Raw genomic sequence first — 15,042 nt, 5'->3', positions numbered from 1 at the left:
TGCGGACGCTCTTCTATCTATCTGAGAGACGTGAGCCACCCAGGTGGGTGGCTCACGCTGAAAACTGCAGTGGCAAACCCGCTTGGGCGGCTGCGTCGCGGCTCAGGCACTCAAAGAACTCGCCAGCTCCTTTGGTGTCCTGCCAGGCTTGGCCGTCAAACCGGTAGTGGTAACCACCGGACCGCGCGGCCATCCACACCTCGTGCAGAGGTTTTTGCAGATTGATGACGATCTGGCTGCGGTTGGGGAACGTCAATGTCACCATGCCCCCGGAGCGCTGGGCGTCCACATCGGCATTGGTCGCATCGTTGATGCGATCGCAGCTGCGCTCGACGGCAAGCAGCAGTTTTTCGGCGTGGTCCATGAATTCGAGGTCGGTCATTACAATTTGCGCATGTTGATAGCTTCCCAAATTCTAGTCAGGACGCTTGTCCTTGCTGCCAGTGCGGCAGCCCTTGCAGGTTGCGGTCAACGGGGCCCCCTGTATTTGCCCAGCAGTCCGGCAGCTGCGCAGCGTGCGACCCTGCCTCAGACCTTGACCCCCGGCGTCGGTACCGCCAGCCCTGCGCAGCCCCCCGCAGCCGCAGCGTCAGCGCCGCGCTGAATAGCGGCAGAAGGACCGGTACAACGGTTCTGGCCACCAATACCACCAAGGCACTTGATTTCTATCAAGGACGTCTCAGAGGGTCAATCGTACAGTTCGTGCTTTATTGCACCGCAGGATGGCCATGGCCCTCGAACTCTACCGCGACAAGAACCATGCTTGTCTGATGTTCACCGACCTCATCGAAGAAGACGGTCAGGCCGTTCAGGCCAACCAGTTTCTGATCGTGGACGACGACACCGGCGCCATCATCGACCCCGGTGGCAACCTGGCCTTCAACGAGCTGTTCATGGGGATGACCAAGCACTTCCCACCGCACAAGCTGTCGTACCTGATCGCTTCGCATGCAGACCCAGACATCATTGCCTCGCTGGATCGCTGGATGACCAGCACCAAGGCCGACCTGGTGATCTCACGCGTCTGGGAACGTTTTGCGCCCCACTTCACCAAGGTAGGCAAGACGGAAAATCGCGTCATCGGTGTGCCCGACAGTGGCGGACATCTGCCCCTGGGCCGCCATGAACTGGTGCTGCTGCCTGCGCACTTCATGCACTCCGAGGGCAACTTTCACTTCTACGACCCGGTCAGCCGCATCCTGTTCACCGGCGACCTGGGGGTGTCGATGATGTCGGGCGCCGAGGCTCGTGTGCCAGTGACCGACCTCCACGCCCACATCCCGCGCATGGAGGGATTTCACCGCCGCTATATGGTGTCCAACAAGATCCTGCGGCTGTGGGTCCGCATGGCACGGCAACTGGATATCGCCATGCTGGTGCCACAGCATGGCGCGCCCATCATGGGCAAGCAGGCGATCAGCGATTTCTTCAGCTGGATCGAGAACCTCATGTGTGGCATCGACCTGTTTGACGATCGGGCCTACCAGATTCCCACCGGTTACATCGATCCTGTGACCCGGCAGATGCGCGCGGCACCGGCGCGGTAGCCACAGGTCTTGGAATTTCAGGCTAAATTTGCTGCTGGCGCTTTACCATCAAGCGCCAGCAGCTATTATTTATATAGCAAATAACTCCACAAGCACAGCGCTACGACGTGCGGGCGGCTTGGGATGCCTTGGCCCCCGCCGTACCCTGGGTTGGCCGACGCTTGCGCAGCCGGTGCCACAGCCGCCAGCCCAGCAAAGCTGACAAAACCGCCGCATACACCGCCACCTCGCCAAAATCATTCTTGCCAGCGCGCATCCAGAAGAAGTGCAGGATGGCCAGGCCCGCCACTGCGTATACGCTGCGGTGCAGCGCCTGCCAGCGCTTTGCGCCCAAAGCCTTGATCGCGCGGTTGAACGATGTGGCGGCAAGCAGCGTGAGCACCAGCAGCGCCAGAGACCCGACCAGGATGAAAGGCCGCTTGATGATGTCGCGCACGATGTCGGTCCCATCAAAACCCATGTCGAACCAGGCGTAGCTCAGCAGGTGCAGCAGGCCGTAGAAAAATACGAACAGGCCCAGCATGCGCCGAAAGCGCGCAAGCTGGGGCGTGGAAGTCACCACGCGCAGCGGCGTAACGGCCAGCACCAGACAGAGCGCGCGCAGCGTCCAGTCACCCGTGGCGCGGATCAGGGCCTCGGCCGGATTGGCGCCCAGCTGATTGGCCGCCGCAGCGTAGACCAGCCACGCCAACGGAAGCAGGCACAGTGCAAAGACCACGGGCTTGGCGGCAGGATGGAGGAAGAGTTTGCGCATGGTGATCCGCGCCCCTCTTCTGCCGCTTTACCTACACGTCAAGCGGAGAAAAAAGGCGAATGAAGATCAGTAGAACTTCTTGAGGTCCATGCCCGCGTACAGCTGCCCCACCTGGGCTTCATAGCCGTTGAACATGAGCGTCTTGCGCTTTTTGGCAAACAGGCCATCTTCGCCAATGCGTCGCTCGGTGGCTTGGCTCCAGCGAGGGTGGTCCACCTCAGGGTTCACGTTTGAGTAAAAGCCGTATTCCTGCTTGGCCGCCTTGTTCCATGCCGTGCCGGGTTCTTTCTCGACAAAGCGGATCTTGACAATGCTTTTGGCGCTCTTGAAGCCGTACTTCCACGGCACCACCAGGCGAACAGGCGCCCCGTTCTGGTTGGGCAGCACTTCGCCATACATGCCAAAAGCCAGCAGAGTGAGAGGGTTCATTGCCTCGTCCATGCGCAGGCCTTCCACATAGGGCCAGTCGAGCACGCGCGATCCGACAAAAGGCATGGTGGCCTTGTCGGCCAGCGTCACAAATTCCACATACTTGGCGCTGCCCTGGGGCTCCACACGCTTGATCAGTTCGGCCAGCGAATAACCCACCCAGGGGATGACCATGGACCAGCCTTCCACGCAGCGCAGGCGGTAGATGCGCTCCTCCTGTGCGCTGAGCTTGATCAGGTCTTCGATGCCGTATTTACCCGGCTTCTTGACCAGCCCTTCCACTTCCACCGTCCAGGGCGTGGTCTTGAGTGTGTGGGCATTGCGCGCGGGGTCGGCCTTGTCGGTGCCGAATTCGTAGAAGTTGTTGTAGGTGCTCGCGTCTTTGTAGTCAGTGAGCTTTTCCATCGTGACCGCACCCGCCACGGTGGACTTGGCACCCGCCAGCGCAGCCAGCTTGTTGGGCCGCACCACCTGCGCCTGCTGCGCCAGTGCCTCGCGGCCTGCCCAGGCCGCCATCGCGGCACCTGCAGCGCCGCCCGCCATGAGCTTGAGCATCTGGCGCCGGTCTTCGTAGACCGCGCGGGGTGTGATTTCGGAGGAGTGGGGGTGGTTGAAACCCGAATCGCGCGAAGGGATCAGCATGGAGAGGCTCCGGTCATGGTCTGGTGGAAACAGCTGCAGCAGTAGAGCAGCACAACTGTTAGTTCGTTCCCTAGACCACGCAGGTTACACCGAAGACGCAATAGTTGCCGGCCCCACCCCGATGCCCGACTGAGCCCTCACCCCATCACAGCGTGCCGTAGCTGTGCAAACCGCTCAGGAACATGTTCACCCCCAGAAACGCGAACGTGGTCACCGCCAGGCCCACCAGCGCCCACCAGGCCGACACGGTGCCGCGCAGCCCCTTCATCAGTCGCATGTGCAGCCAGGCGGCGTAGTTGAGCCAGACGATCAGCGCCCAGGTTTCCTTCGGGTCCCAGCTCCAGTAGCCGCCCCAGGCCTCGGCCGCCCACAGCGCGCCGAGCACGGTAGCAATGGTGAAGAACGCAAAGCCCACGGCGATGGACTTGTACATCACGTCGTCCAGGATCTCAAACGAGGGCAGGCGCGCCGCGATGCGCTTGCGGCCCAGCAGGATGCCAGCCACGATGAAAGCCGAAATGCCGAAGTACACCATCCAGTAGCTGCCACCGTTCTCGGTCGCACCTTGGCGAAACACGATAGGCTCGAAACACAGCACCACGCCCAGCAGCCACAGCGGCGCCAGCTTGTACCAGCGGGTTTCGGTGGCCTGCTGCTTGATGAGGTAGGCAAAGGCCACCATGGCGGCCAGCGCAAACGTGCCGTAGCCGATGAAGTTGGCGGGCACGTGCAGCTTCATCCACCAGCTCTTGAGGGCAGGCACCAGGGGCTGGATCTCGTGCGCTTCGCGCACCACGGTGTACCAGAGCAGGAAGCCCACGGCGGCACTGACTACCAACATCACGAACCCGCCCAGTGCACGCGTGTCGTACTGCTGTTCGTAGTACAGGTAGAACGCCGCCGTCATCCAGCAGAACAGCACGAACACCTCGTACAAATTACTCACAGGAATGTGGCCGATGTCCGGGCCGATGAGGTAGCTTTCGTACCAGCGCACCAGCGTGCCGATGAGCGCCATGGCCACAGCCACCCAGGCAATGCGCGAGCCCAGCATGCTCATGGTGCGCCCCTCGCCGCGGGAGAACATGCCCACCCAGTAAAAGATGGTGCTCATGAAGAACAGCATGCTCATCCACAGGATGGCAGATTGGCTCGACAGGAAATACTTGAGGCCGAACACCGTGTCGGCCCGCGCCAGACTACCCGCACCGTCTTGCTGGTACAGGCCGATAGCCAACAGCGCCACCGCAGCCACGATCAGCATCAGCGCGCGCAAGGGGCGCCAGAACCAGCCCAGCCAGATCGTGCACGGAATGGCACCCAGCAAAATACCTTTCTCGTAGACGTCCATGAAGGCGCCGTAGCGCTGCAACGCATACAGCCCGCCCACGGCCACGATGGCGGCAAACAGCCAGTCGAACCAGTTGCGGCGGGCAAAAAAACCCTCGTTCAGGGTGATCGTGGTGGCCGTGGAGGAAGAAGTCGCGGTATTCATGCGGTGCCTTCGCGGGGCGATGCCCCGATCAGTTTTTGTGCGAGCTGGACAAACTCCTGGTCGCCGTCCATGGTCTTGCGGTTGGTGGACAGGGCCATGGTGGCGTGGGTACGCCCGTCCTGCGGCGCCACCCAGACCCAGACGCGTCGTTCGCGCACGTAGAGCATGGCAAAAACGCCCAGGATCAGCAAGGCACATCCCAGATAGACAACATTCTTGCCAGGGGCTCGCGCCACCTGGAAAACACTGGCCTGGACCTGGGTGAAGTCCTTGAGTTCAAACGCCAGCGGTGCGGGGTAGATCTGCGCGTCGCTGAGCGAGAGCACGGCCTGCGTCATGAAGCCCTGCGTCTGGTCGTCCTGCGGAAGCGGCGGCAGGCCCGCACGCTGGCGCGACAACTGCGCCACCTCGAACAACGTGCCGTTCAAAATGCGCACCAGCACCTCACCCGCCCGCGCGCGCTCGGCCTCGGGCACGTTGGCCTCCATGAAGTCCGACACCGCCTGCAGGCCACCAGTGGGCTTGCCATCGACCATGCCCTGGCCCGCGAACAGGGCCAAGGCCCGCAGTGCAGACTGCTGCAGCTGCTCGGCCAGATCCGGGCGCGAGGTGTCGATGGCCTGCGCCACATAGCGGCGCACGGCCTGCTCGCGCGCCGAGGGGTCGGCCAGGGTGGCCTTCATGCGAACGAAGCCGTCCATGCTGCCCTTGTCATCGGCTGGCACCCGCAGGTACCGGAATGGCTCTGCAGGGGTTTCGCGCACGCCCAGCAGAAACACCGGCACGCCATCGCCCGTGTCCACAGGCAGCATGTAGTTGTGGAACTCACGCGCCTGGCCCGCTGCGTCCCGAAGCTTGTAGCTCACGCTCGGGCCCACGTTGCGCAGTTCTTTTTTGGTGACGGTCTTGTTGGCAGCGCCCAGGCGGGATTCCACCGACTCGCGCAGGTCCACCTTGCGCACATCCACACCGCTGCCACCGGGGCCTGCACCCCCGAAGTTCTCGACATTGATGGTACGCAGTGCTGTGAACTCCAGCGTCAGCGTCTCGCTGCCCGGGCCGCCACCGTTGTTGGTCAGCTGGGTGGAATTGCCGACCACTCCTTCGACCTCAATGGGCTTGGCGCCTGCCACCATGGGCACGCCGCGCAGCTTGAGGTGCGAGCCGCCGTCGTCAAAACTCGACTGGTAGATCTCGATGCCTTTGTAGCTGGCCGGGTGGTTCACCTCCACACGCGCCGGCGTCTTCTCGCCCGTGGCCTTGTCGTGGATGATGATCTCGCTGGCAAACAGCTTGGGCATGCCGGTGGAGTAGTGCTCCACGATGAACTTCTTGAGTTCGATGGCAAACGGCAAGTCCTGAAGCAGCACGCCGTCGGACTGATTCAGGATGGCCGTGCTCGATTGTGTGCCCTCAGCCACCAGCAGGTTGCCCCGAAAGGTGGGGTTGCGCTCGGAAAGCCGGTGCTCGGGCTTCACATCGGCAATCAGGCCGCCGCCTTGGTACGGTGTCTTGCCCCCCAGCAACATCTGGGCGCGCACGATGAGATCGCCGTCCAGCAGACCGCCCACACACACCAGCACGATGGCGCTGTGCGCGGCGATGTAGCCCAGCTTGTTGGCAGCACCCGCCTTGGCCGCCACCATCCAGCCAGTGCCGGGGCCAGAGGTGGTGTCGCGCTGCTGCAGGCGCACCTTCCATCCGCCACCGGCCAGCAGGGTGCCAATGCGGCGCGCCTCGACCTCGGCAGAACCGCTAAGCGTTGCCTCGGCCTTGTGGTGAAAAGCCTTCAGGCTTTGTTCGCGGATGTTTTCCTTGTAGACCTTGAGGTCGATGAGGATCTTGGGTGTATTGCGGGCGATGCACAGCGATGTGCTGATCACCAGAAACGCCAGGATCAGCAAGAACCACCAGGCGCTGTAGACCGCATTGAGCTGGATGGCGCCAAACAACTCCGCCCAGAAGGGACCGAATTGGTTGACGTAGTTGACCGCCGGCTCGTGCTGCTTGAGCACCGTGCCGATCACCGAGGCAATGCAGATCACCGTCAGCAGCGAGATCGCGAACCGCATGGAGGACAGCAGCTCGATCCCGGCGCGCCAGGCCTGGGAACCAGACTGGATGCGAAGGCCTTGGGTGTTATCGGACATGGATGAAAAAGAAAGGAGACGGCGAGGAGGCGCGAGAGAAGGAAAGAAAAAGGGCGGGACCATCTGTGCGATGGGCCCGCCCGTTTTGGGATTGTTATTGGCGGTAGGTTCCGTGCAACCCGGTCTAGCGGGCCACAAGATTGACGAAAATCAAGTCAATCAGCGCAGGCCAGCGATGTAGTCCGCCACGGCCTTGATTTCCTTGTCGTTCAGCTTGGCCGCCACCTGCGTCATCTGGGTGCTGTTGGCACGCGAGCCATCGCGGAAGGTGTTGAGCTGGGCCACGGTGTAATCAGCGTGCTGACCCGACAGCCGGGGGTACTGGGCGGGGATGCCTGCGCCATTGGGGCTGTGGCAGCCAGCGCAGGCAGCGATCTGGCGGTCGGCAATACCGCCACGGTAGATGCGCTCACCCAGGGAGACCAGGTTCTTGTCCTTGGCGAAGCCGGGTTTGGCCGCCTTGGAAGCCACCCAGTACGAAATGTTCTTCATGTCCTCGTCCGACAGCGCGGTGGCGAAGCCCTTCATGATGGCGTTGTTGCGCTTGCCGGACTTGAATTCCTGCAACTGCTTGACCAGGTATTCGGGGTGTTGCTGCGACAGCTTGGGGTTGGCCGCAATGGCCGAATTGCCATCGGCGCCGTGGCAGGCAGCACACACTGCGGTGTAGCTGGCCTCGCCTTTGACGAGATCCGGCTTGGCCGCTTTGGGGGCATCGCCCGCCGCATAGGCCGAAAAAACAGGTGCTGCCAGTGCGGCAGCCGTCAGCAAAGAGGCGAGCAACTTCATATCGAGGGTCTGTGTTTATGTGCGCAAAACCTCGCGATTCTACAATGAGGCTCCCAAGCCTCCCAATATTCCATGACGACCTCTTCCACCGCGCCAGTTGCTGGCTCCCTTCCGCCCGCTCCCGACGCCAAGATCGCCATGGGCTGGATGCACACCGCCAGGTTTCTGACCACGGCCGCCCAGCTGCACCACCTGCCGCCCATCCATGTGCCCGAGATCGCTTTTGTGGGCCGCTCCAACGCGGGCAAATCCACCTGCATCAACACGCTCACGCAGCAAAAGCAGCTGGCCTTCGCCTCCAAACGGCCCGGGCGCACGCAGCACATCAACCTTTTCTCACTGGGCAAGCACGGCGCGACCGATGCGGTGCTGGCGGATCTGCCCGGCTACGGCTACGCGAAGGTGTCGCGGTCCGACAAGGTGCGTTGGCAGCAGGTGATGGTCAATTACCTGGTGAGCCGCCCTGGACTCACCGGCATCGTCTTGCTGTGTGACCCCCGGCTCGGATTGACCGAGCTGGACGAGGCCTTGCTTGAAGTGCTGCGACCACGGGTCGAAGAAGGCCTGAAATTCCTGATCGTGCTGACCAAGGCGGACAAGCTCACACGCTCGGAGCAAGCCAAGATCCTGTCGATTACGCGACTGAACGCGGCCGGCGGAGAGGTGATGATGTTCTCGGCCCTCAAGAAACAAGGCGTGGACGAGGTGGCACAGCTGCTGTGGCAGTGGGCGCACCCGGTGCAAGCCTCGGGCGACGCAGCCCCTGCCCCCGCCGTTGAGCCCCCAGAGCTCGGTGATTCTGAGGATATTCAGTCAAATTAGGCCCTAGCGCTTATCCATCAAGCGCTATTAGCTATTAGATGCATAGCGCCATGATCCAGACCGTCTCCGCTCCCCTGCCCCACGGAACCACCCTGCACTGCCGCGTAAGCGGCGTGGCGGGCCGCCCAGTGCTGCTGTTTTTGCACGGCTTCCCCGAGGGTGCCTTCATCTGGGATGAGCTGCTGCTGCACTTTTCCCGCCCCGAAAACGGTGGCTACCACTGCGTGGCGCCCTACCTGCGCGGGTTTGGCCCCTCCAGCAGCCCCGCCGAAGTGGATGCCTACCGTGCCAAGCATCTGGTGCAGGACCTTGTGGCGCTGATTGCCCACGAATGCCCCGGCGGCGCGCTGGAATGCCTGGTGGCGCACGACTGGGGCGGCGCCGTGGCCTGGAACCTGGCCAATCAGCAGCCGCAGCTCATGAAGCGGCTGGCCATCATCAACTCCCCCCACCCTGGCGCCTTTGTGCGAGAGTTGGCACACAACGCTGCGCAGCAGGCGGGCAGCCAGTACATGCACTTCCTGTGCAGGCCTGATGCCGAGGCCCTGCTGGCCGAGGACGACTTTCGCCGCCTGTTCGCTTTTTTCAACGCCCCAGACGGCAGCGCCCCCGCGTGGCTGACCGAGAGCGTGCGCGCCCAGTACCGCGCGCTGTGGCAGCAGGGCCTGACGGGTGCCTGCAACTACTACCGCGCCAGCCCCCTGCGCCCACCCCGCGATGGTGACCCGGGCGCGCAGGCCATCACCCTGCCCGAATCCATGTTGACGGTGACGGTGCCCACGCTGGTCCTGTGGGGCATGGACGACCCGGCCCTGCTGCCCGGCCTGCTCGACGGCCTGCCGGACTGGGTGCCGCAGCTGCAGCTGCGGCAGGTGGAGAAGGCCTCGCACTGGATCGTGCACGAGCACCCCGAGCGCGTGGCCCTGGAACTGCAGCGATTTTTGCAATCAAAATGATAGCCACCAGCGCTTGACAGATAGGCGCAAGATGCTGATTTGACTCAAATTTTCAGGCGTAAAAAGACGGTTCGCCTTCGGGCCGTGTCTTGAAACGCTTGTGCACCCAGTAGTACTGCTCGGGCATGGTGTTGATGACGGCCTGCAGCTCGTGGTTCATGCGCAGGGTGTCGGCCTCGGCATCGTCGGTGGGGTAATTCGCCCAGGCGGGCGACACCTCGGCCACGTAGCCTGTGGGCGTCATGCGCGAATACACACCCACCACCTTGGCGCGCCCCAGCCGCGCAAACCGCGACAGCGACGGGATGGTGGCCGCCGTCACGCCATAGAACGGCACAAACACCGAATCATTGCGCCCGTAGTCCATGTCGGGCAGCAGGTACAGCAGGCCGCCCTTGCGCAGGTTGGCGATGATGGGTTTGACGCCGTCCGAGCGGTTGAGCATGCGCACGTCACCAAAGCGCTGGCGCCCGGCCATGAACCAGCCATCCACCGCCGGATCGGGATGGGTGGCAAAAATGGACGTGAACGCTCGGCCCGAATGCAGCGGCAGCGCCAGGCCACCCGCATCCATGCCATAGAAGTGCGGCGCAAACAGTATGGTGGGCGTGTCGCCGTCGAGCTCGTGCACGGCACCTCTGAGTTGCACGCGCCGCTCGACCACCTCGCGGGGCGCGGCCCAGAGCCAGCTGCGGTCCAGCCAGGTCTGGCAGAACACCACAAAACTGGCGCGCGCCACGGCGCGGCGGCGCGCCTCGGTCCAGTCCGGGAAACACAACTCCAGGTTGCGCAGCGCCACCTTGCGCCGGGGCGCCACCAGCACAAAGGCCACCTGCCCCAGCAGCCACCCCATGCCGCGCAGCACAGGCAGCGGCAGGTGCGCCAGCACCCGCATGAACCACACACCCAGGCGGCCGGTCATACCGCAGCTCCCGCAGCAGGCGCTGCCTCGGCGCGCGGCTGCTTGTAGCGGGCATAGCCCCACAGGTATTGCTCGGGGCACTGGCGGATAAGGTGTTCCATGGCCTGGTTGATCTGCACAACGGCAACGTCCAACTGGTCCGACAGCGGTTGCGCCAGCGGCTCGAAATGGGTGACAAAACCACGGCCCCAGGACAGCCGCTCGCAGCGCACCAGCACCACGGCAGCACCCGTCTGCTGCGCCAGGCGCACGGCCAGGGTCATGGTGTAGGCATCGCGGCCAAAAAACGGCGCCCAAAGGCCCTGCCCGTCCGGAGGGACCTGGTCGGGCAGCAGGCCCACGGCCTCACCCCGCCGCAGGGCCTTGATCATCTGGCGCACACCCGCCAGCGTGGTGGGCACGGCCAGCATGCCGGGCCGGTTGCGTGCGGTCTCCATCACCTTGGCCAGCCAGGCCTGGCGCGCGGGGCGGTACAGCACGGTGATGGGGCCGCGCTCCGCGCTCCAGCGCCGGGCCGCCGCCTGGGCCGACAGCTCGAAGCACCCCTGGTGCGGCGTGAGGTACAAAATGCCGCGCCCGGCCGCATACGCCTGCTCCACACAGGCCTCGCCTTCGATGCGGCAGGGCAGTGGCGCCCCCAGCCACAGGCGCGGCAGCTCGGCCACCATGCGGCCGGCATGGGCCACAGCGGCACGCACGTCGCCCAACGAATACCCTGCCAGGGCCGAATTGGCCAGAAAGCGACGCCGGTACGTGGGCGACGCACAAAACGCAATCCACCCCATGGCCGCGCCCATGATGTGCAGCAACCACAGTGGAAATACGGAAAAGAATCGAAAGACGACTGGCATTAAAATGACGGGGTCGCTGAGTTAAATGAGCAACTTGCAGGGCGACGTTAAAAAAATCTGCTAAAGCGTTCGCCAGATCTCCTTCGGGGTGAGGGCAACGCCCCAAATGCCGGAACACAGGAGTTTATTCAAATGGCGAACGACTTTCTCTTTACCTCGGAATCCGTCTCCGAAGGCCACCCCGACAAGGTGGCCGATCAGATCTCGGACGCGATTCTCGATGCGATCTTCAAGCAGGACCCCCGCAGCCGCGTGGCGGCCGAAACGCTGACCAACACCGGCCTCGTCGTGCTGGCGGGCGAAATCACCACCAACGCCCACGTGGACTACATCCAGGTGGCGCGCGACACCATCAAGCGCATCGGATACGACAACACCGACTACGGCATCGACTACAAGGGTTGCGCCGTGCTCGTGGCCTATGACAAGCAGTCCAACGACATCGCCCAGGGCGTGGACCACGCGAGCGACGACCACCTGAACACCGGCGCCGGCGACCAGGGCCTGATGTTCGGCTACGCCTGCGACGAAACGCCCGAGCTGATGCCCGCGCCCATCTACTACGCGCACCGCCTCGTCGAGCGCCAGGCCCAGCTGCGCAAGGACGGCCGCCTGCCGTTCCTGCGCCCCGACGCCAAGTCGCAAGTCACGATGCGCTACGTGGACGGCAAGCCCCACAGCATCGACACCGTGGTCCTCTCCACCCAGCACCACCCCGACCAGAGCGAAACGCAGACCAAGATGAAGGCTTCGTTCACCGAAGCCATCATCGAAGAGATCATCAAGCCCGTGCTGCCCAAGGAATGGCTGCAAAACACCCGCTACCTGATCAACCCCACGGGCCGTTTTGTCATCGGCGGCCCGCAGGGTGACTGTGGCCTGACCGGCCGCAAGATCATCGTGGACACCTACGGCGGTGCCTGCCCCCACGGCGGCGGCGCCTTCAGCGGCAAAGACCCAACGAAGGTGGACCGCTCGGCAGCCTACGCTGCCCGCTATGTGGCCAAGAACATCGTGGCCGCAGGCCTGGCGCGCCAGTGCCAGATCCAGGTGGCGTACGCCATTGGTGTGGCCGAGCCGATGAACATCACGGTGTACACCGAAGGTACGGGCGTGGTGCCAGACGACCGTCTGGCCGCACTGGTGCGCGAACATTTCGACCTGCGCCCCAAGGGCATCATCCAGATGCTGGACCTGCTGCGTCCCATCTATGAGAAGACCGCAGCCTACGGCCACTTCGGCCGCGAAGAGCCCGAATTCAGCTGGGAGAAGACCGATAAAGCTGCTGCGCTGCGCGCTGCAGCCGGGCTGTAAAGCCCGCCGCGCGGTAGCGCGGTTTTCGGTCTGCGGGCGAAGCTCATATCGCGTCAGCGATGTGAGCGCAGACCAAAAGACCGTCAGAGCCGCCCCACCTCCCAAGCCGCAACGCTCCGCGTTGCGGCTTTTCTTTTTGGCGCTTCACCACCGCCCGCCAGCGGCCCTCTCCTACACCCACCGCCCGCCCGCACTGACGGCGCTGCCGACGGCCCCTCGGTATCGTTCCTGCACACCCTTTCGCAGCCCCGCGCTGCCTGAACATCCACTGCAAGGAGCGACCACCATGCTGAAGTACGCCATCATTTTTGCCCTGATCTCCCTGGTCGCCGGTGCCCTGGGATTCAGCGGAGTCGCCGCAGGCGCGGCGGGCATCGCCAAGGTCCTGTTTGTGCTGTTCCTGGTGATTGCCGTGGTGTTTGTGGTGCTGGCCGTCATCGGCGTGGGTGCCGCGCGCAAGGTACTCAAGTAGCCCAGCGCACCTTTGTCACAGCCCCACATTCCCCACACAGCCGCACCATGACCGACACCACCAATATCTTTGAAGCCCTGCGCGAGAGCCACGAACGCCAACGAGCGCTGTACACCGCACTCACCGACACCAGCGGAGACACCCCTGAGCGGCGAGAGCTGTTTGACCAGCTCAAGCAGGAACTGACGGCCCATGAACGGGCTGAGGAACGGCATTTTTATATTCCGCTGATGGCGCACGACGCGGGCATCGACCTGTCCCGCCACGCCATTTCAGAGCACCACCAGCTCGATGAACTGCTGGAGTCACTGGAAGAGGCAGATCCGGCCACCCCCAGCTGGCTGCCGCTGGCCAAGAAACTGGCGGAGAAGGTGGAACACCACCTCAAGGAAGAAGAACACCGCTTCTTCCAGATGGCCGGCAAGCTGCTGACGGAGAAGCAAAAAACCGCGCTGGCGGCGGACTACCGGGCTGACTATGAGGAGGCCAAGGCCGCCATGGCCTGAGCGTGCCGGGCTCGGCCCGGAGACACGCAAGGGGTCATACGGACTCTTCGGCCTGCACCACGCAGTTGCGACCGCTGGACTTGGCCTTGTACAGCGCCGTGTCCGCGCGCTTGATCAGGGCGTGGCTGTCTTCCTTGTGGTCCCAGGTGGCCACGCCAAAACTGGCGCTGACATGGCCCACCGCGTCGAACGGCACGCCTGCAATGCGCGCGCGCACTGCCTCGGCCATGGCCATGGCGGCATCCACCGGGGTTTCCTTGAGCAGGATGATGAACTCCTCGCCCCCGAAACGCGCAGCGCAGTCGGACGACCGCAGAAGTTCGCGCACGCGCAGCGCCGTGCTCTTGAGCACCACATCGCCCGAGTCATGCCCAAAGGTATCGTTGATGCGTTTGAAAAAGTCGATGTCAAACATCACCACCGACAGACTGCCCTTCTTGATGCGGGTGTCGGCCATCTCGGTCTCCAGCCTCTCAAAGAAGCGGCGGCGGTTGACCAGGTCCGTCAGGAAGTCCTTGGTGGCCAGGTCTTCCAGCTTGCGGTTGAGCCGCGCCATGGGCTCGATCACCAGCGACGACAGCGACAGATTGAGCCCGACGAAAAGCAGCACAAAACTACCCACCAGCGCCGCCATCACCGTGTTGAAGGTCTGACGCGCCTTCTCCAGCGGGAAGTACATCGGCACCTTCACCACCTGGATGCCCACCGTCTCGTTCATGCCCCAGCCAAAGCCGTTCTTGTCGCCATAGACCTTGAGCATGGTGGGCGGCGCCACGGCCGGTGTGCTGTGACAGGCCATGCATTGCGCCTGCTTGATGGTGATGGGGCGGGCCACGTACATGGCGCGGTGCATGCCCTCGCCCACCTCGCCGGTGACCTCTTTCTTGAGGTCGGCCCGGCCTTCGCGGAAGTCGCTGATGATGCGCTCCTCCCACTCGTTGGCACGGTCGCGCAGGTTGGTGGGGTTGAGCACCGCCTCCTTGTACTCATAGCCCGGAAACCGGTTCTGCAGGCGGCGCAGGGTTTCGGTGGCCGCGTAGGCAGGCACCGTCTGTGGCAGGAATTTCTCGGCCAGCGTCACATCCAGGTGGGGCTTGACCAGCTCTGTCGTGTAGTCGCGGATCGCCATGGCCGCGTGCATCATGATCTGCGAGTTGTGCTGCACCTCCTCGATGGCAGACTGCTGCAGAAAGCGGTGTACATAAACTCCCGCACCCGCCGCTGCCACCAGCAGCACGGCCGCCAGCACCAGGTTGAATTTGAGCCGCAAAGACATGGATTTCCCTCAGGTGCCAGCGTTGTGCCGGCTTGTTGTTGGTGGTGCAACGGCAGCCATCCTGGCCCGCGCGACGCACCCACCGTTCGTGGGACACAAAGTTTGCGTTTGTGCCAG

Annotated in this window: 16 protein-coding genes; 7 read left to right on the top strand and 9 right to left on the bottom strand. The window is 63.5% G+C overall.

The genetic code is table 11. The annotated features are described in order from the left end of the window. Positions 1–52: 52 nt before the first annotated feature. Positions 53–382 (bottom strand): iron donor protein CyaY, encoded by a 330-nt coding sequence (gene cyaY / locus ACSQ22_RS17180; RefSeq protein ID WP_436131026.1) that lies wholly within the window; start codon positions 380–382, stop codon positions 53–55. Positions 383–394: 12 nt separating this feature from the next. On the opposite strand from cyaY, the gene lptM reads away from it, so the two are divergent. Beyond that, on the top strand, positions 395–604 hold the full coding sequence (gene lptM / locus ACSQ22_RS17175; RefSeq protein ID WP_436131025.1) for an LPS translocon maturation chaperone LptM: 210 nt from the start codon (positions 395–397) through the stop codon (positions 602–604). A 124-nt stretch (positions 605–728) separates the two neighbouring features. Beyond that, positions 729–1,547, top strand: a complete 819-nt coding sequence (locus tag ACSQ22_RS17170) for an MBL fold metallo-hydrolase (RefSeq protein ID WP_228898818.1) — start codon at positions 729–731, stop codon at positions 1,545–1,547. A 100-nt stretch (positions 1,548–1,647) separates the two neighbouring features. Here the strand turns inward: ACSQ22_RS17170 and ACSQ22_RS17165 are convergent, their stop codons facing one another. From ACSQ22_RS17165 to ACSQ22_RS17145, 5 genes are all read right to left on the bottom strand, one after another. After that, the gene (locus tag ACSQ22_RS17165; RefSeq protein WP_218298731.1) at positions 1,648–2,301 is read right to left on the bottom strand and encodes a sulfite oxidase heme-binding subunit YedZ; all 654 of its coding nucleotides are present in this window, start codon (positions 2,299–2,301) and stop codon (positions 1,648–1,650) included. Between the two features lie 66 nt (positions 2,302–2,367). Further along, on the bottom strand, positions 2,368–3,372 hold the full coding sequence (msrP, locus tag ACSQ22_RS17160; RefSeq protein WP_055399284.1) for a protein-methionine-sulfoxide reductase catalytic subunit MsrP: 1,005 nt from the start codon (positions 3,370–3,372) through the stop codon (positions 2,368–2,370). A 145-nt stretch (positions 3,373–3,517) separates the two neighbouring features. Further along, positions 3,518–4,867 carry a c-type cytochrome biogenesis protein CcsB gene (gene ccsB, locus ACSQ22_RS17155; protein ID WP_121507460.1) on the bottom strand — a complete coding sequence of 450 codons (1,350 nt, stop codon included), beginning with the start codon at positions 4,865–4,867 and terminating at the stop codon, positions 3,518–3,520. Beyond that, positions 4,864–7,017, bottom strand: coding sequence for a cytochrome c biogenesis protein ResB (locus ACSQ22_RS17150; RefSeq protein WP_121422410.1), 2,154 nt, complete (start codon positions 7,015–7,017; stop codon positions 4,864–4,866). Before ACSQ22_RS17150 ends, ccsB begins: the two co-directional genes overlap by 4 nt. A gap of 159 nt (positions 7,018–7,176) precedes the next feature. Continuing rightward, positions 7,177–7,806, bottom strand: coding sequence for a c-type cytochrome (locus ACSQ22_RS17145; RefSeq protein ID WP_055399289.1), 630 nt, complete (start codon positions 7,804–7,806; stop codon positions 7,177–7,179). A 72-nt stretch (positions 7,807–7,878) separates the two neighbouring features. On the opposite strand from ACSQ22_RS17145, the gene yihA reads away from it, so the two are divergent. Together yihA and ACSQ22_RS17135 are read left to right on the top strand one after the other, a co-directional pair. Then, a complete protein-coding gene (yihA, locus tag ACSQ22_RS17140; protein WP_121422409.1) occupies positions 7,879–8,628 on the top strand; it encodes a ribosome biogenesis GTP-binding protein YihA/YsxC in 750 nt (249 codons plus the stop codon). A 50-nt stretch (positions 8,629–8,678) separates the two neighbouring features. Next, positions 8,679–9,584 carry an alpha/beta fold hydrolase gene (locus ACSQ22_RS17135; protein WP_436131024.1) on the top strand — a complete coding sequence of 302 codons (906 nt, stop codon included), beginning with the start codon at positions 8,679–8,681 and terminating at the stop codon, positions 9,582–9,584. A 52-nt stretch (positions 9,585–9,636) separates the two neighbouring features. Here the strand turns inward: ACSQ22_RS17135 and ACSQ22_RS17130 are convergent, their stop codons facing one another. Both ACSQ22_RS17130 and ACSQ22_RS17125 read right to left on the bottom strand, forming a co-directional pair. Continuing rightward, positions 9,637–10,506 (bottom strand): lysophospholipid acyltransferase family protein, encoded by an 870-nt coding sequence (locus ACSQ22_RS17130; RefSeq protein ID WP_055399296.1) that lies wholly within the window; start codon positions 10,504–10,506, stop codon positions 9,637–9,639. After that, complete coding sequence (locus ACSQ22_RS17125) at positions 10,503–11,357, bottom strand: lysophospholipid acyltransferase family protein (protein WP_121422406.1); 855 nt, start codon at positions 11,355–11,357, stop codon at positions 10,503–10,505. The genes ACSQ22_RS17130 and ACSQ22_RS17125 overlap by 4 nt, the downstream gene beginning before the upstream one ends. Positions 11,358–11,489: 132 nt before the next feature. On the opposite strand from ACSQ22_RS17125, the gene metK reads away from it, so the two are divergent. The 3 genes from metK to ACSQ22_RS17110 all read left to right on the top strand — a co-directional run bounded on the left by metK (position 11,490) and on the right by ACSQ22_RS17110 (position 13,649). Next, positions 11,490–12,671 carry a methionine adenosyltransferase gene (metK, locus tag ACSQ22_RS17120; RefSeq protein ID WP_436131023.1) on the top strand — a complete coding sequence of 394 codons (1,182 nt, stop codon included), beginning with the start codon at positions 11,490–11,492 and terminating at the stop codon, positions 12,669–12,671. A 286-nt stretch (positions 12,672–12,957) separates the two neighbouring features. Continuing rightward, positions 12,958–13,143: a DUF1328 domain-containing protein gene (locus tag ACSQ22_RS17115; RefSeq protein ID WP_055399302.1), complete on the top strand. Its 186-nt coding sequence runs from the start codon at positions 12,958–12,960 to the stop codon at positions 13,141–13,143. Between the two features lie 47 nt (positions 13,144–13,190). Beyond that, positions 13,191–13,649 carry a hemerythrin domain-containing protein gene (locus ACSQ22_RS17110; protein WP_055399304.1) on the top strand — a complete coding sequence of 153 codons (459 nt, stop codon included), beginning with the start codon at positions 13,191–13,193 and terminating at the stop codon, positions 13,647–13,649. Between the two features lie 34 nt (positions 13,650–13,683). Here the strand turns inward: ACSQ22_RS17110 and ACSQ22_RS17105 are convergent, their stop codons facing one another. After that, complete coding sequence (locus ACSQ22_RS17105) at positions 13,684–14,925, bottom strand: diguanylate cyclase (protein ID WP_055399306.1); 1,242 nt, start codon at positions 14,923–14,925, stop codon at positions 13,684–13,686. Positions 14,926–15,042 lie beyond the last annotated feature (117 nt).

This window comes from Acidovorax sp. LjRoot38 (genome assembly GCF_964252975.1).
GTDB classification, from domain to species: domain Bacteria; phylum Pseudomonadota; class Gammaproteobacteria; order Burkholderiales; family Burkholderiaceae_C; genus Acidovorax; species Acidovorax facilis.
The sequence above is the reverse complement of the archived record's forward strand: the minus strand, read 5'-3'. Positions and strand labels throughout refer to the sequence as shown.